The 19,199-nt window shown below is 62.2% G+C and carries 24 protein-coding genes; 5 read left to right on the top strand and 19 right to left on the bottom strand.

The features are described 5' to 3' along the window. Position 1: 1 nt before the first annotated feature. The 18 genes from secY to AC07PT_RS18900 form a co-directional block, all read right to left on the bottom strand. A complete protein-coding gene (gene secY, locus AC07PT_RS18985) occupies positions 2-1,321 on the bottom strand; it encodes a preprotein translocase subunit SecY (RefSeq protein ID WP_492349284.1) in 1,320 nt (439 codons plus the stop codon). Positions 1,322-1,342: 21 nt separating this feature from the next. Continuing rightward, the gene (gene rplO / locus AC07PT_RS18980) at positions 1,343-1,774 is read right to left on the bottom strand and encodes a 50S ribosomal protein L15 (RefSeq protein WP_492349285.1); all 432 of its coding nucleotides are present in this window, start codon (positions 1,772-1,774) and stop codon (positions 1,343-1,345) included. 10 nt (positions 1,775-1,784) lie between these two features. Beyond that, positions 1,785-1,967, bottom strand: coding sequence for a 50S ribosomal protein L30 (gene rpmD, locus AC07PT_RS18975; RefSeq protein WP_027476450.1), 183 nt, complete (start codon positions 1,965-1,967; stop codon positions 1,785-1,787). A gap of 14 nt (positions 1,968-1,981) precedes the next feature. Further along, positions 1,982-2,500 carry a 30S ribosomal protein S5 gene (gene rpsE / locus AC07PT_RS18970; RefSeq protein ID WP_492349287.1) on the bottom strand — a complete coding sequence of 173 codons (519 nt, stop codon included), beginning with the start codon at positions 2,498-2,500 and terminating at the stop codon, positions 1,982-1,984. Between the two features lie 17 nt (positions 2,501-2,517). Continuing rightward, positions 2,518-2,883 carry a 50S ribosomal protein L18 gene (rplR, locus tag AC07PT_RS18965; RefSeq protein WP_492349288.1) on the bottom strand — a complete coding sequence of 122 codons (366 nt, stop codon included), beginning with the start codon at positions 2,881-2,883 and terminating at the stop codon, positions 2,518-2,520. An 11-nt stretch (positions 2,884-2,894) separates the two neighbouring features. Continuing rightward, entirely contained in the window at positions 2,895-3,428 is a 534-nt protein-coding gene (rplF, locus tag AC07PT_RS18960) for a 50S ribosomal protein L6 (protein ID WP_492349289.1), read from the bottom strand. Positions 3,429-3,453: 25 nt separating this feature from the next. Next, positions 3,454-3,849 carry a 30S ribosomal protein S8 gene (gene rpsH / locus AC07PT_RS18955; RefSeq protein ID WP_494657718.1) on the bottom strand — a complete coding sequence of 132 codons (396 nt, stop codon included), beginning with the start codon at positions 3,847-3,849 and terminating at the stop codon, positions 3,454-3,456. Between the two features lie 20 nt (positions 3,850-3,869). Further along, positions 3,870-4,175: a 30S ribosomal protein S14 gene (gene rpsN / locus AC07PT_RS18950; protein ID WP_027476452.1), complete on the bottom strand. Its 306-nt coding sequence runs from the start codon at positions 4,173-4,175 to the stop codon at positions 3,870-3,872. Positions 4,176-4,183: 8 nt separating this feature from the next. Next, the gene (rplE, locus tag AC07PT_RS18945) at positions 4,184-4,723 is read right to left on the bottom strand and encodes a 50S ribosomal protein L5 (protein WP_027476453.1); all 540 of its coding nucleotides are present in this window, start codon (positions 4,721-4,723) and stop codon (positions 4,184-4,186) included. Positions 4,724-4,725: 2 nt separating this feature from the next. Beyond that, on the bottom strand, positions 4,726-5,046 hold the full coding sequence (rplX, locus tag AC07PT_RS18940) for a 50S ribosomal protein L24 (protein ID WP_492349290.1): 321 nt from the start codon (positions 5,044-5,046) through the stop codon (positions 4,726-4,728). Positions 5,047-5,057: 11 nt separating this feature from the next. After that, positions 5,058-5,426: a 50S ribosomal protein L14 gene (gene rplN, locus AC07PT_RS18935; RefSeq protein ID WP_007861702.1), complete on the bottom strand. Its 369-nt coding sequence runs from the start codon at positions 5,424-5,426 to the stop codon at positions 5,058-5,060. A 179-nt stretch (positions 5,427-5,605) separates the two neighbouring features. Beyond that, a complete protein-coding gene (locus AC07PT_RS18930) occupies positions 5,606-7,198 on the bottom strand; it encodes a glycerol-3-phosphate dehydrogenase/oxidase (protein WP_494657717.1) in 1,593 nt (530 codons plus the stop codon). 132 nt (positions 7,199-7,330) lie between these two features. Continuing rightward, positions 7,331-9,061, bottom strand: coding sequence for an ABC transporter substrate-binding protein (locus tag AC07PT_RS18925; RefSeq protein WP_492349292.1), 1,731 nt, complete (start codon positions 9,059-9,061; stop codon positions 7,331-7,333). Positions 9,062-9,161: 100 nt separating this feature from the next. Continuing rightward, a complete protein-coding gene (locus AC07PT_RS18920; protein ID WP_494657716.1) occupies positions 9,162-9,470 on the bottom strand; it encodes a DUF2160 domain-containing protein in 309 nt (102 codons plus the stop codon). A 10-nt stretch (positions 9,471-9,480) separates the two neighbouring features. Continuing rightward, the gene (locus AC07PT_RS18915; protein WP_494657714.1) at positions 9,481-10,293 is read right to left on the bottom strand and encodes a carbohydrate ABC transporter permease; all 813 of its coding nucleotides are present in this window, start codon (positions 10,291-10,293) and stop codon (positions 9,481-9,483) included. Next, positions 10,286-11,182, bottom strand: a complete 897-nt coding sequence (locus tag AC07PT_RS18910; RefSeq protein ID WP_492349294.1) for a carbohydrate ABC transporter permease — start codon at positions 11,180-11,182, stop codon at positions 10,286-10,288. Before AC07PT_RS18910 ends, AC07PT_RS18915 begins: the two co-directional genes overlap by 8 nt. Further along, positions 11,179-12,255, bottom strand: a complete 1,077-nt coding sequence (locus AC07PT_RS18905) for an ABC transporter ATP-binding protein (RefSeq protein ID WP_494657713.1) — start codon at positions 12,253-12,255, stop codon at positions 11,179-11,181. Before AC07PT_RS18905 ends, AC07PT_RS18910 begins: the two co-directional genes overlap by 4 nt. 2 nt (positions 12,256-12,257) lie before the next feature. Beyond that, on the bottom strand, positions 12,258-13,334 hold the full coding sequence (locus AC07PT_RS18900) for an ABC transporter ATP-binding protein (RefSeq protein ID WP_494657712.1): 1,077 nt from the start codon (positions 13,332-13,334) through the stop codon (positions 12,258-12,260). A gap of 188 nt (positions 13,335-13,522) precedes the next feature. Here AC07PT_RS18900 and AC07PT_RS18895 point away from each other — a divergent pair, with 188 nt between their 5' ends. From AC07PT_RS18895 to AC07PT_RS18875, 5 genes are all read left to right on the top strand, one after another. Further along, complete coding sequence (locus AC07PT_RS18895; protein ID WP_492349297.1) at positions 13,523-14,290, top strand: DeoR/GlpR family DNA-binding transcription regulator; 768 nt, start codon at positions 13,523-13,525, stop codon at positions 14,288-14,290. A 34-nt stretch (positions 14,291-14,324) separates the two neighbouring features. Beyond that, positions 14,325-15,818 (top strand): glycerol kinase GlpK, encoded by a 1,494-nt coding sequence (gene glpK, locus AC07PT_RS18890; RefSeq protein WP_492349298.1) that lies wholly within the window; start codon positions 14,325-14,327, stop codon positions 15,816-15,818. Between the two features lie 63 nt (positions 15,819-15,881). Continuing rightward, the gene (locus AC07PT_RS18885) at positions 15,882-17,078 is read left to right on the top strand and encodes an esterase-like activity of phytase family protein (RefSeq protein WP_494657711.1); all 1,197 of its coding nucleotides are present in this window, start codon (positions 15,882-15,884) and stop codon (positions 17,076-17,078) included. Then, the gene (proC, locus tag AC07PT_RS18880) at positions 17,075-17,890 is read left to right on the top strand and encodes a pyrroline-5-carboxylate reductase (protein WP_492349300.1); all 816 of its coding nucleotides are present in this window, start codon (positions 17,075-17,077) and stop codon (positions 17,888-17,890) included. The genes AC07PT_RS18885 and proC overlap by 4 nt, the downstream gene beginning before the upstream one ends. Before the next feature lie 103 nt (positions 17,891-17,993). Continuing rightward, positions 17,994-18,203: a hypothetical protein gene (locus AC07PT_RS18875; RefSeq protein ID WP_492349301.1), complete on the top strand. Its 210-nt coding sequence runs from the start codon at positions 17,994-17,996 to the stop codon at positions 18,201-18,203. Between the two features lie 51 nt (positions 18,204-18,254). On the opposite strand, the gene ubiA is transcribed toward AC07PT_RS18875, so the two are convergent. Continuing rightward, positions 18,255-19,160, bottom strand: a complete 906-nt coding sequence (gene ubiA, locus AC07PT_RS18870; protein ID WP_494657710.1) for a 4-hydroxybenzoate octaprenyltransferase — start codon at positions 19,158-19,160, stop codon at positions 18,255-18,257. Between the last annotated feature and the right edge of the window lie 39 nt (positions 19,161-19,199).

The following is a 19,199-nucleotide window of genomic DNA, read 5'->3' as shown; positions in this document are numbered from 1 at the left end:
ATCAACCGCCTATGGATGTCTTGAAGTTGGCTTTCTTGAGCAGTGACTCATACTGCTGCGACATCATGTAGTTTTGAACCTGGGCCATGAAGTCCATGGTCACCACTACGATGATCAGCAGCGAGGTACCACCGAAGTAGAACGGAACGTTGTACTTCAGGATCAGGAACTCTGGCAGCAAGCACACGAATGTGATGTATGCCGCACCAGCCAGGGTCAAACGCACGAGAATCTTGTCGATATAACGCGCTGTTTGCTCACCAGGTCGGATTCCCGGAACAAAAGCCCCACTCTTCTTCAAGTTATCTGCTGTCTCACGGCTGTTGAAAACCAGCGCCGTATAGAAGAAGCAGAAAAATACGATCGCGGCGGCATAGAACATCACATAAATGGGCTGACCTGGGGTCAACGCACCTGCAATATCTTTCAACCAACGCATCGAATCACCAGTGCTGAACCAGCCCACCACCGTTGCCGGAAGCAGAATGATCGACGAAGCAAAGATCGGCGGCACCACACCGGCCATGTTCAGCTTCAAAGGCAGATGAGAGGATTGACCACCATAAACCTTGTTGCCTACCTGACGCCGCGCATAGTTGACAAGGATCTTCCGCTGACCACGTTCGACGAAAACGACGAAGTAGGTCACCAGGATCACCACGACCACGATGAACAGCGCAACCACGATGCTCATCGCACCGGTGCTGACCAGTTCAAGCAAGCCACCGATAGATTTCGGAAGACCTGCCGCGATCCCGGCAAAAATCAGGATCGAGATACCATTGCCCAGACCGCGCTCAGTGATCTGCTCACCCAGCCACATCAGAAACATGGTGCCGGCAGTCAGGCTCACCATCGCGGTCAGGCGGAAGCCAAAACCAGGAGAGATAACCAGACCTGCAGTGCCTTCCAGTGCCACGGCAATGCCGAGCGACTGGAAAAGCGCCAGCCCCAACGTCCCATAACGGGTGTATTGGGTGATCTTGCGACGCCCTGCCTCACCTTCCTTCTTGAGCTGCTCCATGGCAGGAAGGACGTAAGACAGAAGTTGCATGATGATCGACGCCGAGATGTACGGCATGATGCCCAGTGCGAACACCGTGAACCTCGACAGTGCTCCACCGGAGAACATGTTGAAAAGGTTCAGAATCCCACCCTGCTGCCCTTGGAAGAGCTGCTGGAGTTGTGCCGGGTCAATGCCCGGAACTGGGATATGGGCGCCAATGCGATACACCACGAGCGCGAGCAACAGAAACACCAGGCGTCGGCGAAGATCGCCGAACTTCCCAGTCTTTGCCATTTGTGCTGCGCTAGTTGCCACGATGGACGTCTTTCAGACGGATCAGGCGAAGCTGCCGCCGGCAGCTTCGATCACAGCCTTGGCACCAGCAGTGGCGCCAATACCGTTGAGCTTCACAGCCTTGGTGAGTTCACCAGTCTTGATGACCTTGACCACCTTGGCCAATTCGCCAACCAGACCAGCGACCTTCAGAGCGGCAACATCAACTTCGGCTTGACCCAATGCTTCCAGATCAGACAAAGTGATCTCAGCATTGAACTTCAGCAGATGCGACTTGAAACCGCGCTTCGGCAGGCGACGTTGCAGAGGCATTTGACCGCCTTCGAAACCCACCTTGTGGTAGCCGCCGGAACGCGACTTTTGACCTTTGTGACCACGGCCAGCGGTCTTGCCCAGACCGGAGCCAATGCCACGGCCAACGCGACGCTTGGCGTGCTTGGCGCCAGCAGCGGGCTTGATGCTATTGAGTTCCATGTTCTTTCTCTCAGAGCACTTTGACCAGATAGCTGATCTTGTTGATCATGCCGCGCACTTCGGGGCTGTCCTTGAGCTCGCTGACACTGTTCAGCTTGCGCAGGCCCAGACCACGAACGGTCGCACGGTGCGATTCCTTGGTGCCGATCGGGCTGCGAACCAGCTGGATCTTCACGGTATTTTGGGTCGTCATGAAATGACTCCTTCTTAGGCGAAGATCTCTTCGACAGACTTGCCGCGCTTGGCAGCAATGTCCGACGGAGTGGTCGAGTTCTTCAGCGCGTCAAACGTGGCGCGAACCATGTTGTAAGGGTTCGACGAACCATGGCTTTTGGCCACAATATCGGTGATACCCATCACTTCAAACACAGCACGCATCGGGCCGCCAGCAATGATGCCGGTACCCTTGGGAGCCGGAGCCATCATCACAACAGCCGCGCCGTGGTGACCGGTCACGTTGTGGTGGATGGTGCCGTTCCTCAGGGAAACCTTGGTCATGTTGCGACGGGCTTCTTCCATCGCCTTTTGCACGGCAGCAGGCACTTCCTTGGACTTGCCCTTGCCCATGCCAACGCGACCATCGCCATCGCCGACCACGGTCAAGGCAGCGAAACCGAGAATACGGCCGCCCTTGACCACCTTGGTCACGCGATTCACGGCGATCATCTTCTCGCGCATGCCGTCGTCGCGACCTTCGTCTTGAACTTTGGGTTGAAACTTAGCCATTTTTTATTCCCGTCCGCTTAGAACTGCAGGCCTGCTTCACGGGCAGCGTCGGCCAGAGCCTTGACGCGACCGTGGTAAGCGAAACCAGCGCGATCGAATGCAACCTTCTCCACGCCAGCAGCCTTTGCCTTTTCAGCAATGCGCTTGCCGATGATGGCGGCAGCGGCGGCATTGCCACCCTTGCCGGAAGCACCCAGCGAGCTGCGCACTTCGGCTTCGGCAGTCGAAGCGCTGGCCAGCACCTTGGTGCCGCAGCCAGAGATCACTTGAGCATAGATGTGCAGGTTGGTGCGGTTCACGCTCAAACGCGCCACGCCTTGATTGGCAATGCGGATGCGGGTTTGACGTGCACGACGCAGACGCTGCTCTTTTTTGGTCAACATGCTGCAGCTCCTTACTTCTTCTTGGTCTCTTTGATCGTGATCTTCTCGTCCGCATAACGGATGCCCTTGCCCTTGTAAGGCTCGGGGGGACGAACAGCACGGATCTCAGCAGCGATCTGACCCACGCGCTGACGGTCAGCACCCTTGATCAGAATTTCAGTCGCGGTCGGAGTGGCCACGGTGATGCCTTGCGGCATTTCGATGTTGACGGGGTGCGAGTAGCCCACCGCCAGGTTCAGCTTGGTGCCCTGAGCGGCGGCCTTGTAGCCCACGCCGATCAGAGTCAGCTTCTTTTCAAAGCCTTTGCTAACACCCACCACCATGTTGTTGACCAACTGGCGCAGCGTGCCGGACATGGCATTGGCTTCGCGAGAGTCATTCACGGGGGCAAACGTCAGCTTGCCTTCTTCGTTAGAGATCTTGACCAGGGCGTTTTGCGCCAGGGACAGAGTACCGCCGGTACCCTTCACGCTGATCTGGTCTTCCTTGATCGACACATCCACACCTTGGGGGATGGCGACCGGTGCTTTGCCTACGCGGGACATTTCAGTTTCTCCTCAATGTCACGGTTTAAGCCACATAGCACAGCACTTCGCCACCGACACCGGTAGCACGTGCTTTGCGATCGGTCATCACGCCCTTGGGAGTGGTGACGATGGCCACGCCGAGGCCATTCATGACTTGGGGGATGGCGTCACGGCCCTTGTAGACACGCAGACCAGGGCGGCTGACGCGCTCGATGCGCTCAATCACCGGACGACCAGCGTAGTACTTCAGGGAAATTTCAAGTTCGGTCTTGCCTTCGTTGGTCTTCACTTGGAAGCCGTCGATATAGCCTTCATCCTTCAGCACTTGGGCGATGGCAACCTTCACTTTGGACGAAGGAACCAACACGGTAGCCTTGGCCACCATTTGTGCATTGCGGATGCGGGTCAGCAAGTCAGCGATGGGATCACTCATGCTCATGTTTAATCTCTCCTGCCTGCTTACCAGCTGGCCTTGGTGATACCGGGGATATCACCTGCAAAAGCCAGTTCACGAATCTTTGCACGGCCCAGACCGAATTGACGGAATGTGCCACGCGGACGGCCCGTGATTTCGCAACGGTTGCGTTGACGGGTGGGGTTGGCGTTGCGCGGGAGCTTTTGCAGACCCAGACGGGCAGCAGCACGCTCTTCGTCGCTACGCTTGGCATCGTTGGCAACAGCCTTCAGTTCAGCGTATTTCTTCGCGAACTTGGCTGCCAGTTTTTCACGCTTGAGCTCGCGCTCGATCAAAGCTACTTTAGCCACACGACACCTCAGTTCTTGAACGGGAAACGGAAGCCGGCGAGCAGTGCCTTGCACTCTTCGTCCGTCTTGGCCGTCGTGGTGATGCTGATATTGAGACCGCGCAGGGCGTCAACCTTGTCGTACTCAATTTCCGGGAAGATGATCTGTTCTTTGACGCCGATGTTGTAGTTACCACGGCCATCAAAAGCACGACCCGAAATACCACGGAAGTCACGGACGCGGGGCAGAGCCACGGTCACGAAACGATCCAGGAATTCGTACATGTGCACGCCACGCAGGGTCACCATGCAACCGATGGCTTGACCTTCGCGGATCTTGAAACCGGCGATAGCCTTCTTGGCCTTGGTCACCACAGGCTTTTGGCCGGCGATCTTGGTCAGGTCAGCCACGGCGTTGTCCATGACCTTCTTGTCCGAGACAGCTTCGCTCACGCCCATGTTCAGGGTGATCTTGGTCAGACGCGGCACTTGCATCGGAGATGTGTAGCCAAACTTGGCCATCAGCTCCGGAGCCACTTTTTCACGGTAGTGTTGTTGCAGTCGTGCCATGGTCATGCCACCTTGATTTCTTCGCCGCTGGACTTGAAAACGCGAACGCGCTTGCCGTCAGCCAGGAGCTTGATGCCGACGCGGTCAGCCTTGCCGGTGGCAGCATTGAAAATGGCCACGTTGGACTGGTGGATGGGCATGGACTTCTCCACGATGCCACCGGTCGTACCCTTCAGAGGGTTCGGCTTGGTGTGCTTCTTCACCAGGTTGATGCCTTCCACGATCACGTGGGAGTCATCCTTGCGCAGCACCACTTGGCCACGCTTACCCTTGTCGCGCCCTGCGAGCACGATCACTTCATCGCCTTTGCGGATCTTGTTCATGATTCGCGTCCTCAGAGAACTTCAGGAGCCAGGGACACGATCTTCATGAACTTTTCGGTACGCAGTTCACGCGTCACGGGTCCAAAGATGCGGGTGCCGATTGGCTCCAGCTTGGCGTTCAGCAGCACTGCTGCATTGCCATCAAACTTAACGAGCGAGCCATCGCCACGGCGGATGCCCTTGGCGGTGCGAACCACTACTGCACTGTAAACCTCGCCTTTTTTGACGCGGCCACGCGGAGCGGCTTCCTTGATGCTCACCTTGATGATGTCACCGACACTGGCGTAGCGACGCTTGGAACCGCCGAGCACCTTGATGCACAGGACGGACTTGGCGCCAGTGTTGTCGGCAACCTCTAACCGAGATTCTGTCTGGATCATTTCAATATTCCCAACTTGTACCAGGGCTCTTGACCATCAAAAGCACCAGTCAGTCTTGGGCCCGTCGTCCGCGCCGCAAACCATTTTGATGCGCTTCCGTTGGGCAAGAAACTTCACTTTTTACAGCGAAGCCTGTGAGTATTGCAAACTATCCAGAAGATGTCAATCGTTTTTGAAGGTCAGGCGGGCAAGGTGCCGTAGCGTTCAGCCAACGCCAAAAACGGGGCTGTCGCCTGGGGAATGGCCAACTCCTGTTCCAGGATGCGAGCCACCGCCGGGGCGGCTGCAGCGGCAGCCCGGGCATCCAGGAACAGCAGGCGATTGCGCCGTGCCAACACGTCCTCGATGCTTCGCGCATATTCATAGCGCGCAGCAAAGCGAACCATGGCTTCCGTCAGGTTCGGCGCGACAAGGACGTCCGCCCCCGGCAGACTCGCCAGCAAGGCGGCCTCATCACCATACAGATGAGCCCCCGGCGCGTCGCTCAAACGCACAGTGGCGCCGCCTGGCGCCGGTGCGCCGATCAACCGGTGGTGGTCTGTGCTGGAGGCTGCGAGCCTGGGCAGCAAGCCCGCTTCCTGGATTTTACCCAGCACATCCTCGGCCATCGCCCGGTAGGTGGTCCATTTGCCGCCCGTGACGGTGACCAAGCCACTTTTGCTCACCGCCACCGTGTGTTCGCGGCTGATGCCCTTGGTGCTTCCGTCGTCTTCCACCGGCTTGACCAGCGGACGCAACCCCACCCAGACGCTGCGCACATCTTCGCGGCGCGGTGCCCGCTGGAGGTAGCGCGCCGACTCGTCCAGGATGAAAGCCACCTCGTCGGCAAACGGCTCGGGCTCGCGCGCCAGATCCTCGCGGGGCGTGTCGGTGGTGCCCAGAATCACCTTGCCGAGCCAGGGCACGGCAAACAAGACCCGGCCATCTGCGGTCTTGGGCACCAGCAAGGCGTGATCACCCCGCAGAAAATCCCGATCCACCACCAGGTGAACGCCCTGGCTGGGCGCCACCATGGGTTTGGTGGCGCGGCCACTGGCCTGGCCATCAAGTTCACGCAGCGCATCCACCCAGACCCCGGCGGCATTCACCACGCAACGGGCACGCAACTCGAACGAGCGCCCGCTTTCCCGGTCTTCGCAACGCAAGCCTGCCAGTCGGCCCGCCTCGTGGACCAGGCCCGTGGCCTTGCAATAGTTGACCAGCAAGGCGCCCTGTGCCGCGGCCGTGCGCGCCAGCACCAGGGCCAGGCGCGCATCGTCAAATTGACCATCCCAGTATTTGACCCCGCCCCAGAGGTGCTCCTGGATGATCGTGGGCAGGCATTCACGGGTGCGCGCCTTGCCCAGAAATTCGGTGGCACCCAGGCCGGCCTTGCCTGCCAGGGCGTCATACATCTTGAGCCCGATGCCATAGAAGGGCGATTCCCACCAGTGGTAGGACGGCATCACAAAGGGCAAGGGCTGCGCAAGGTGTGGCGCGTTGTGCAGCAAGGTCGTGCGCTCATGCAGGGCCTCACGCACCAGCGACACATTGCCCTGGGCCAGGTAACGAACCCCGCCGTGCACCAGCTTGGTCGCCCGTGACGAAGTGCCCTGTGCAAAGTCGTGCGACTCGACCAGCACGACGCTCAACCCTCTCAGTGCGGCATCAAGCGCCACCCCCAGCCCTGTCGCCCCACCGCCGATGACCGCCAGGTCGTAGGTGCGTGACTCGGCCAATCGCTCGATCAGCCGGGCTCGGTCAGTCGCTTGGGGCAGTGCAGTTTCGCTCATGATCTTGGGGCGGGCCGGTGCACCTGGTGCCACCGGCGCCGCCATTGCTTCAGGGCCTCCCGGGCGCCCTGTTGGAATATCAAACCGGCGGGATGTCAAGCACCCCGCCGGAACCTGTTCGCTGTGCGGGTCTCAGCGAACCTTGCCGTCCTTCCAGGCCTGCAGCAGCTTGTCGTAGTTGATGGTCTCGCCCTTGGGCTTCTCGTTGGCCAACTTGGCCCACGGAGCACCCTTGTCGCTCAACCACTTGGACGGATCGCTCTTCGCATTCAGCTTGGGGGCGCAATGGCTCATGCCAGCGCGCTCCAGACGCCCCATCACCTGGTCCATCTCCTCCGCCAGCGTGTCCATGGCGCCTTGCGGGGTCTTTTCACCCGTCACGGCCTGGGCCACGTTCTTCCACCACAGCTGAGCCAGCTTCGGGTAGTCAGGCACGTTGGTTCCGGTGGGCGTCCAGGCCACGCGGGCCGGGCTGCGGTAGAACTCGATCAGACCACCGTACTTGGCGGCGTTCTTGGTGAAGTACTCATGACGGATATCGCTGTCGCGGATGAAGGTCAGACCCACCACCGACTTCTTGGCCGACACGGTCTTCGAGGTCACGAACTGGGCGTACAGCCAGGCAGCGGCCGTGCGGTTGGGGTCCTGGTCCTTGAAGAAGGTCCACGAGCCCACGTCCTGGTAGCCGTTTTGCATGCCCTGCTTCCAATAGGGACCATTGGGGCCAGGGGCCATGCGCCACTTCGGCGAGCCATCCTCATTCACCACGGGCAGACCCTTCTTGGTCATGTCGGCGGTGAAGGCGGTGTACCAGAAGATCTGCTGTGCGATCTGGCCCTGCGCCGGCACCGGGCCGGCTTCGCCAAAGGTCATGCCCATGGCTTCCTTGGGCGCGTACTTCTTCATCCAATCGATGTACTTGGTCAAGGCATACACAGCCGCCGGCGAGTTGGTCGCGCCACCGCGGGAGACCGAGGCCCCCACCGGAGTGCACTTGTCGTCGGCCACGCGGATGCCCCACTCGTCCACCGGCATGCCGTTCGGGATGCCCTTGTCGGCGGTGCCGGCCATCGACAGCCAGGCATCGGTGAAGCGCCAGCCCAGCGACGGATCCTTCTTGCCGTAGTCCATGTGGCCATAGATTGGCTTGCCGTCGATGGTCTTCACGTCGTTGGTGAAAAACTCGGCGATGTCTTCGTAGGCGCTCCAGTTCTGCGGCACGCCCAGGTCGTAGCCGTACTTGGCCTTGAACTTGTCTTGCAGGTCCTTGCGAGCAAACAGGTCAGCGCGGAACCAGTACAGGTTGGCAAACTGCTGGTCGGGCAACTGGTACAGCTTGCCGTCCGGCGCCGTGGTGAAGCTGGTCCCGATGAAATCCTTCAGATCCAGATCGGGGTCAGTGAACTCTTTGCCAGCGCCGCTCATGTAATCGGTCAGATTCATGATCTTGCCGTAGCGGTAGTGGGTTCCGATCAAGTCGGAATCGCTGATCCAGCCGTCGTAAATCGACTTGCCCGATTGCATCGAGGTCTGCAGCTTCTCGACCACGTCACCTTCCTGGATCAGGTCATGCTTGACCTTGATGCCCGTGATCTCCTCAAAGGCCTTGGCCAGGGTCTTGGACTCGTATTCGTGGGTGGTCAGGGTTTCGGACACCACCGAAATTTCCTTGACGCCCTTGGCCTGCAGCTTCTTGGCGGCCTCCATGAACCACTTCATTTCGGCCAACTGCTTGTCCTTGGAAAGCGACGAAGGCTGGAACTCGTTGTCGACCCATTTCTTCGCCTCAGCCTCTCCCGCGTGGGCGTATGACCCGGCGGCCAGGGCCGCTGCCAGCGCAAGCGCCGTGTAACGCAATTTCATGAGATGTCTCCTCAGATGCAAATCCCCGGTTGATGTTGAAGTCGTCCGGCCCCGGGGAATGGTCGAGCCGAATGCCTGTCTTGATTCGTGGGGGTGGTGCTCAACCCTTGCGCATGACCAGGGCCAGCACGGCCGTGGACAGCACAAAGCTGATCCACACCGAAGGCTCGGCCTCCAGGTGCAACCACCCCTGCAGCTTTTCACTCAGGCCGACAAAGGCCAGGTTCACATAGGCCGCCGACAGCAACCCGATGAACAGACGATCCCCCCGCGTGGTGCGCAGCGGCAAAAAGCCTTTGCGCTCGACCGTGGGCGATCGGATTTCCCACACCGTCATGCCAATCAGCATGAGCACGATGCAACTGAAGAACACGGCGACCGGCAAGGTCCAGGCCATCCACTCAAACATGCCAATCTCCTCAGACTCGACCCATCGCGAAACCCTTCGCGATGTAGTGACGAACAAACCAGATCACGATGGCCCCTGGCACGATGGTCAGCACGCCGGCCGCCGCCAGGGTGGCCCAGTCCATGCCCGAAGCCGACACCGTGCGCGTCATGGTGGCCACGATGGGCTTGGCGTTCACGCTGGTCAGCGTGCGCGCCAGCAGCAACTCCACCCAACTGAACATGAAGCAGAAGAAGGCCGCCACCCCCACCCCGGCCTTGATCAGGGGCAGGAAGATGGTCAGGAAGAAACGCGGAAAGCCGTAGCCGTCGATGTAGGCGGTCTCGTCGATCTCACGCGGGATGCCGCCCATGAAGCCTTCCAGAATCCACACCGCCAGCGGCACGTTGAACAAGAGGTGCGCCAGCGCCACAGCGATGTGCGTGTCCATCAGTCCCACCGTGGTGTAGAGCTGGAAGAAGGGCAGCAGAAACACCGCGGGCGGGGTCATGCGGTTGGTCAACAACCAGAAGAACACATGCTTGTCACCCAGAAAGCGGTAGCGCGAGAACGCATACGCTGCCGGCAAGGCCACGGACACCGAGATCACGGTGTTGATGGCCACATAGATCATCGAGTTGATGTAGCCCGAGTACCACGAGGCGTCGGTGAAGATCAGCCCGTAGTTGGCCCAGGTGAAGTGAACCGGGAAGAACGAGAAGCTCGACAGGATCTCCTCGTTCGTCTTGAAGCTCATGTTGATCATCCAATAGATGGGCAACAGGGCAAACACGATGTACGCCAGCAGGAACAGCGAGCGCTTGTGGAAGCGGTTCTCATGCATGACCGGTCTCCTCCGGGTTCTGCGTGCCCACGCTTTGCATCCAGTTGTAGAGGATGAAGCAGAGCAACAAGATGATCAGGAAATAAATCAGCGAGAAAGCGGCCGCCGGCCCCAGGTCAAACTGACCCACCGCCTTCTGTGTCAGGTACTGGCTCAGGAAGGTCGTGGCATTGCCCGGGCCGCCCCCGGTCAGCACAAAGGGTTCGGTGTAGATCATGAAACTGTCCATGAAGCGCAGCAGCACCGCGATCATCAACACGCCACGCATCTTGGGCAGCTGGATGTAGCGGAACACCGCCAGCTTGCTGGCCCCATCAATGCGGGCCGCCTGGTAGTAAGCATCCGGGATGCTGCGCAGGCCGGCATAGCCCAGCAAGGCCACCAGCGGCGTCCAATGCCAGACATCCATCACCAGCACCGTCAGCCAGGCATGGGTCGAGTTGCCGGTGTAGCTGTATTCGATGCCCATCTGCTGCAACGTGTGGCCCAGCAAACCGATGTCGTCACGGCAGTAGATCTGCCAGATGGTGCCCACCACGTTCCAGGGGATCAGCAAGGACAGCGCCACCACCACCAGCACGGCTGATGATTTCCAGCCCTGCGCCGGCATCGACAGCGCCAGCAGCACACCCAGCGGCAGCTCCACCAGCAGCACCGACAACGAGAACAGCAATTGACGCAGCAACGCGCCATGCAACTCCTCGTCGCGCATCACGGCGGCAAACCATTCGGTCCCCACGAACACGCGGCGCTCGGGCGAGATGATGTCCTGCACCGAATAGTTCACCACCGTCATCAAGGGCAGGATGGCAGAAAACGCCACACACAGGATGACGGGCAAGATCAGGAACCAGGCCTTCTGGTTCACGGGTTTGTTCACGGCGCTCATGACACCAGCTCCTCATTCACGTAAAAGCAGGTGTGCTGCCCCAACAGCTGCAGCCAGACCTCATCGCCCACCGCCAGCTTCAGCCACTCCACCCCCAGACGGGCTTTGAGCACCGTGCCCTGCACCTCCGCGCTCAGCATCAGGTGGGTCCCCACGTCCTGCACTTGGCGCACCCGCGCCGGCACGGCCCCGGGTGTCCCAGCGCTGGCCAGGGTCAGGTACTCAGGGCGAATGCCCAGTTTCAGCGCCCCATCCGGCAGGGCCTTGCCCACTGGCAGCGGCAGGTGCCGCCCCGCCAGCTCCAGCTTGTCACCAGCCACGTCAGCGGCCAGAAAGTTCATGCCGGGCGAGCCGATGAAGTGGCCCACAAACGTGTGCTGAGGGCGCTCGAACAAAGCGTCTGCCGGCCCCACCTGCACGGCCCGGCCACGGGTCATCACCACCACCTGGTCGGCAAAGGTCAGGGCCTCGACCTGGTCGTGCGTCACATAGATCAGGGTCAGCTTGAGCTCGTGGTGGATCTGCTTGAGCTTGCGGCGCAGCTGCCATTTCAAGTGCGGATCGATCACCGTCAGTGGCTCATCGAACAGCACGGCTGACACGTCAGGCCGCACCAGGCCACGGCCCAGGGAGATCTTCTGTTTGGCGTCGGCCGCCAGTCCTGCAGCGCGCTGGTTGAGCTGACCGCTCATGTCCAGCATCTCGGCAATCTCACCCACGCGTTTCTTGATCTGCGCCTCAGGCACCTTGCGGTTGCGCAGCGGGAAAGCCAGGTTCTCGGCCACTGTCATGGTGTCGTAGATCACCGGGAACTGGAACACCTGCGCAATATTGCGTTGCTGCGGGCTCAGGCGGGTCACGTCCTGGCCGTCGAACAGCACCTTGCCATGCGAAGGCTGCAGCAGCCCCGACATGATGTTGAGCATGGTGGTCTTGCCACAGCCCGAAGGCCCCAGCAGCGCATAGGCGCCGCCGTCGTCGAAGGTCATTTTGAGCGGCAGCAGCGCGTAATCGCTGTCCTGCTGCGGGTTGGCGCGGTAGGCATGCGCCAGATCGAGTTCGATGCGGGCCATGCTCAGTGTCCTCCTGCGCGTTCGGGGGCCAGGGCCAGTTGACCGATGGCATCAAAGACATAGGCCTGTGCGGGGCTCACGGACAAGGTGATCGGAGCCCCCAGCTCGAAGTAATGCACCCCGGTCAGTTGCGCCACCAGTTCACCCACCAGCGTGTGCACATGAACATAGGTGTCCGAGCCCGAGATCTCGGCCAACTCCACCGTGCCCGGCAGGCTGACATCACCCGGGCGGCCATGCACCCGCAGCGCACTGGCGCGCAGACCCACCGTCATCTGGGCAGCTCCGGCCGATGCTGGCAGGGCCAGCGGCAACGCCGGCCCGCCGCGCAGGCGCACGCCCCCTTCGCAGGCATCGGCCTGCAGCAGGTTCATCGGCGGGTCGCTGAAAGCGCGTGCCACGCGCAGCGAACGCGGGCGGTGGAACACCTCGGCCGTGGGGCCGTACTGCAGCAGTTCACCCTCATCCAGCACCGCGGTGTAGCCCCCCAGCAGCAGTGCCTCGCCGGGCTCGGTGGTGGCATACACCACGGTCGAGTCACCGCTGGCAAACAGTGAGGTCAGCTCTTCGCGCAACTCCTCGCGCAACTTGTAATCCAGGTTCACCAGGGGTTCGTCCAGCAGCATCAGCGGGGCTTGCTTGGCCAGCGCCCGGGCCAAAGCCACGCGCTGCTGCTGCCCGCCCGACAACTCGGCCGGCAGGCGCTCCAGGAACATCTCGATGTGCAGCTTGGTCGCCAGCTCCCGAACACGCTGATCGATGTTGGGGGCCTTGCGCAACAGCAGCGGCGACGCGATGTTGCGCGCCACCGTCATCGACGGGTAATTGATGAACTGCTGGTACACCATGGACACATCGCGCTCACGCACCGGCATCCCGGTCACGTCTTTGCCATCCACCAGCACACGGCCCTGGCTTGGCGTGTCCAGCCCCGCCATGATGCGCATCAGGCTGGTCTTGCCCGCCTGCGTCGCCCCCAGCAGCACCGTCACAGCGCCGCTTCGCAAGGCCAGATTCATGGGGTGGAGCCAAGTCTCCGCCCCCATCGTCTTGCCGATGCCTTCCAATTCAAGCTGCATCACGCAACCTTTCCACTTGTTTGTCTCGGGTCCCGCTACCAGTTGTTGCGCGCTGGCAGGGGCTTCGAATGTTCGCAACTTTTCGATTATTGTTCCTTTTTTTTCGTTTTTGATTCTGGTTTTCCCCTAACGCGTTCCTTTTTTTTCCCTTTAAAGTCGCTGCCTCGAACCCTGCCAGACTGCGAACCGTGAACTTCAACCCCAGACAACTCAAACTCATTGAAGTGGTCCGCGAGCGCGGCTCGGCCACGGTGGAAGAACTGGCCGAACAGCTGTCAGTCACCCTGCAGACCGTGCGGCGCGACGTGCAAAAAGTGGCCGAGAGTGGCGCCCTGCGCCGCTTCCATGGCGGCGTGCGCGTTCCCAGCTCCACCACTGAAAACATCGCCCACCCGCAACGCCAGGGGCTGCACGCCGAGGGCAAGGCCCGCATTGCGCGCGCCGTGGCCCAGCAGGTGCCCGATGACTGCTCACTGATCCTCAACATCGGCACCACCACCGAGGCGATTGCCGAGGCCTTGCTGCAGCACCAGGGCCTGAGGGTGATCACCAACAACCTCAACGTGGCCACCATCCTGTGCCGCAACCCCAGCTTCGAAGTGATCGTGGCTGGCGGTGTGGTGCGCCCCCGCGACCGCGGCATCGTGGGTGAGGCAGCGGTCGATTTCATCCGGCAATTCAAGGTCGACCTGGCCATCATCGGCATCTCCGGCATCGAGTCCGACGGATCATTGCGTGACTACGATTACAGGGAGGTGAAAGTCGCCCAGACCATCATCGAACACGCACGCGAGGTCTGGCTGGCAGCCGATGCCAGCAAGTTCAATCGCCCCGCCATGGTCGAGGCCGCCACCCTGTCGCAGATCGACCGCCTGTTCACCGACGCCTCCCCCCCCGCCCCCTTCCCCCAATTGCTGGAAGACGCCGGCGTGCGCCTGGACGTCTGCCTGACCTGAACGCCCAGCCCGACCGGATCTCCAGGACCCCGACATGACCTACCTCTTGGCCCTCGACCAGGGCACCTCCAGCTCACGCAGCATTGTTTTTGACGCCCTTGGCCATGTGGTGGCCCAGGCCCAGCAAGAGCTGCCCCAGATCTACCCTCAACCCGGCTGGGTTGAGCATGACCCCATGCTGATCTGGCAGACCCAGCTCGACACCGCTCGCGCCGTGCTGCAGAAGGCCGGCCTCAAGGCGAGTGACATCCATGCCCTGGGCATCACCAACCAGCGCGAAACCACCGTGGTCTGGAACCGCAAGACTGGCCAGCCCATCCACAACGCCATCGTCTGGCAGGACCGCCGAGCCGAACCAGCTTGCGCCCAATTGCGCGAACAAGGCCATTCGGACCTCATCCAGCAGCGCGCCGGCCTGTTGGTGGATGCCTATTTTTCGGGCACCAAGCTGCAATGGATCCTGAACAACGTGCCCGGCGCACGGGCCCAGGCCGAGGCCGGTGAACTGGCCTTCGGCACCGTCGACAGCTGGCTGATGTGGCAACTCACTGGCGGCGCCGTGCACGTCACCGACGTCAGCAATGCCTCGCGCACCATGCTGTTCAACATCCGCACCAATCAGTGGGACGACGACTTGCTGGCCCTGCTCGGCATCCCGCGCCAACTGCTGCCCGAGGTGCGCCCCTCCAACGCCGACTTCGGCCTGGTGCGCCCCGATCTGCTGGGCCAGGCCATCCGCATCAATGGGGTGGCGGGTGACCAGCAAAGTGCCTTGTTCGGGCAGGCCTGTTTCCACCCCGGCATGGCCAAGAACACCTATGGCACGGGCTGCTTCATGCTCATGCACACCGGCGAGCGCTTCCAGACCTCCCAAAATGGGCTGTTGACCACCAGTGCCGCCCAGGCCAGCCCACGTGCCGAGTTCGCCATCGAGGGCAGCGTGTTCGTGGGCGGCGCCGTGGTGCAGTGGCTGCGTGACGGACTCAACGCCATCCAGTCCAGCAGCGAAGTGCAGCAACTGGCCCAGAGCGTGCCTGACGCCGGCGGTGTGATGATGGTGCCCGCCTTCACCGGTCTGGGCGCCCCATATTGGAACCCCGAGGCGCGCGGCACCATCACCGGCATCACCCGTGGCACCACCCTGGCCCACATTGCCCGCGCCGCGCTGGAGAGCATTGCCTTCCAGAGCACCGCCCTGCTTGAGGCCATGAGCCGCGACGCCGTGGCCGCCGGTGGCAGCCCGGTCACCGAACTGCGCGTGGACGGCGGCGCTTGCGTCAACGACCTGCTGATGCAGATGCAGGCCGATCTGCTGGGCATCCCCGTGGTTCGGCCCGCCGTGATCGAAACCACGGCCCTGGGCGCGGCTTACCTGGCCGGGCTGGGCTCGGGCCTTTACGCCGGGCTGGACGAACTCAGCCAACAATGGCGCGCCGAACGCACCTTCGTGCCGCAAATGGCGCGCGACCAGGCCACCGAACGCATCGCCCACTGGGAACGGGCCGTGCGCCAGGCGACTGCGACCTGAAAATCTGCGATGCAGCACCCACCCGCAGGCTAGGCGTTTTAAAAAGCGCCTAGACTTCGGCCCGTGAAATTTCCCAGTAACACCTCCCTTCCGGGCGCCCGGGGACTGTCCCGCCGCCAATGGCTGAAATGGGGCGCTGCCCCTCTGCTGGCCAGTGCCCTGCCAGGCTGCACCCCGTTGGGCCTGCGCCCCGGCAACGCCGGGCTGCGGCCGCAGTTGCGCCTGCTGGGCGAAGAGCGTCTGCCCTACCACCTGAAATTTGAAGACACCACGGTGGGAGGCCTGTCCGGCCTCGACCGCGATCCGGTCAGCGGTCATTGGTATGCCCTGAGCGACGACCGCTCCGACCGCCACCCGGCGCGCTTCTACACCCTCGCCATGAAGGTGTCCGAAGCTGGCATCACCGGCCTGGCCGTCCAGAACGTGACCCTGCTGCGCGACGCCCAGGGCCGCACTTACCCCAACCGCAAACAGGCTGATGCCAGCCGACCCGAGATCCCCGATCCCGAGTCGATCCGATTCCGGCCTGAGACCGGCACCCTGCTCTGGACCAGCGAAGGCGATGTCAACCGCGGCCTGCCGCCCGCGCTGCGCGAAATGTCGCTGGACGGGCGACTGCTGCGTGAGTTCACCCTGCCCGACGTGCTGAAGCTGAGTGCCGACGATGCCCACGGCCCGCGCAACAACCTCGCGTTTGAAGGCCTGGCCCTGAGCCCCAGTGGCCGCTACGCCTGGGTATCCATGGAAGCCCCGCTGGTGCAGGACGGTCCGCTGCCTTCCGCAGGGCAACGCGGCGGCCCTTGCCGGCTGACCCGCTTTGACCTGCGCACCGGTCAGGCCGACCGGCAGATTGCCTACCAGCCCGATGCCGTGCCGCGCAGCCCGCTGCCCCCGGGCGCACCCGCCGACAACGGCATCAGCGAGATCCTCATGGCCGACGAGCACCACCTGCTGCTGCTTGAGCGGGCCTACATGACGGGGGTGGGGGTCTCTCTGGCGCTGTACCGCATCGACACCCGCCAGGCGCCTGATGTGCTGAACCTCGGCACCCTGCCGCCCGGTGCGCCGGTGGCGCCCAAAACCCTGGTCGCTGACTTTGCCAGCCTCGGCATCAGCCGGCTGGACAACAGCGAATGCCTGTGCTGGGGGCCTACCCTGAGCAACGGGCGGCGCAGCCTGGTGGTGCTGAGCGACGACAATTTCAGCCCGATCCAGATCACCCAATTTCTAGCTTTCGAATACCAGGACGCACCCTCATGACCTCCCAAATCGCATTCATCGGCGGCGGCAACATGGCCAGCGCCATCATTGGCGGCCTGCTCAAGCAGGGGCGTCAGGCCTCGGACATTCTCGTCGTCGAGCCCTTTGCCGAGGCCCGCGAGCGCCTGGCCCGTGATTTCGGCATCCAGGCCTTCGAGACCGCCGATGCCCGCCTGGCGCCAGCGGCCCTGGTGGTCTGGGCCGTCAAGCCGCAAACCTTCCGCGACGCGGCCCTGGCGGTGCGTGCCCACACCACCCAGGCCCTGCACCTGAGCGTGGCCGCCGGCATCCGCAGCGACAGCATTGCCCAATGGACCGGCACCGAGCGCGTGGTGCGCTGCATGCCCAACACGCCCGCCCTGGTGGGCAAAGGCATGACCGGCCTGTTTGCCCGCGCCGCGGTCACCCCGACTGACCGCAGTCTGGTCGAGCAGGTGATCCAGACCACCGGCGACTCGCTGTGGGTGAGTGAAGAAAGCCACCTCGACGCGGTCACCGCCCTGTCGGGCTCGGGCCCGGCCTATGTGTTCTATTTCATCGAGGCGATGGCGGCGGCAGGCGCCCAGATGGGGCTGACCGAAGCCCAGGCACTCAAGCTGTCGATCGGCACCTTTGTGGGGGCGGCCGAACTGGCCCGGGCCTCCACCGAGCCGCCCGAGGTGCTGCGCCAACGCGTCACCTCCAAGGGGGGCACCACCTACGCCGCCCTGTGCTCGCTGGAAGAAAGCCAGGTCAAGGCCCATTTCATGCAAGCCATGGAAAAGGCCCGCGCCCGCGCCCAGGAGCTGGGCGATGAATTCGGCGCGGCCTGAACCTGGCGACGGTCCAACTTCAGCGAAAATACCCCCGTCAAGGCGCCAGCAGCCATACGGCACGGTGCCGTGGCGGCCAACCCTCAACCAACCAAGACACAACATGAAAAAACTGCTTACCGCGATTCTCTCGGCCGCCCTGGTGGTCATGCCCCTGGCCCTGACCAGCACCGAAGCCGCCGCCAAGACGCCGCACAGCGCCAAGGCCTCGGGCAAACATGCCAAAAAAGCCGGCAAACACGGCAAGAAGGCCAAGAGCAAGCATGCCAAGCACGCCAAGAGCGCGCACAAGGCCAAGGCTCACACCTTCTGAGGGCCTAAGCGCTCTGCATCGAACAGGCCCGCCCCGAGCGGGCCTTTTCATTCAGGCCAGCCAGCCGGCCAGCAACAGGCTGGCAAACAAGGTCGCGCCCAACCAGTGGTTGGCGCGAAAGGCCTTGAAGCAGCCGTCCCGGCTTCGGTGCCGGATCAGGCCCACATGCCAGCCAACCTGGGCCAGGGCCACCAGCAGCCCCCCACCCAAAAAGACCGCCGGCACGCGCCCTTGCAACACCAGCCCCCAAATCAGCAGGCTCAGCACATAAAAGGCGGTGACGGCCAGCACATCCCACCGGCCCAGCGTGATGGCCGAAGTCTTCATGCCGATCTTCAAGTCATCGTCGCGGTCCACCATGGCGTATTCAGTGTCATAAGCCAGCACCCACAGCAGGTTGCTGAGCACCAACCAGCCCACCAGTGGCGACAAAGGCACATCCTGTGCCGTGAAGGCCATCGGAATGCCAAAACTGAAGGCCACCCCCAGAACGGCCTGCGGCATGGACACCAGGCGTTTGGCAAACGGGTAGAACAAGGTGACCGCCAAAGCACCGAAAGACCACAGGATGGTGGGCCCGTTGGTGGTCAGCACCAAGCCAAAGGCCACCAAGGCCAACACGGCCCCTACCACCAGGGCCTCGCGCACCGAGACGGCCCCCGAGGTGACAGGCCGGTTGGCCGTGCGCTTCACATGGCGGTCAAAGCCGCGGTCGGCCACGTCGTTCACACAGCACCCGGCACTGCGCATCAAGATGGTGCCCAGCGTGAACACCAGCAGCAGGTGCCAGCCCGGGAAGCCGCCCTTGGCCACCCACAGCGCACTCAGCGTGGGCCACAGCAGCAACAGCCAGCCGGCCGGCCTGTCCCAGCGGATCAGGCTGAGGTAAAGCGCCAGTCGGCTCGAAGACGAAGCGGGACTCGGTTTGGGAGAAGAAGGGGGGGCGGAGGCGGTCATCGCGGGCGGACTCGGTCAAAGAAGGGCGGTGGCGATTTT

It is taken from the genome of Curvibacter sp. GW821-FHT09D12 (assembly GCF_059416245.1).
Note: the sequence above shows the minus strand (reverse complement) of the source record. Positions and strands in the feature narration are given on the sequence as shown.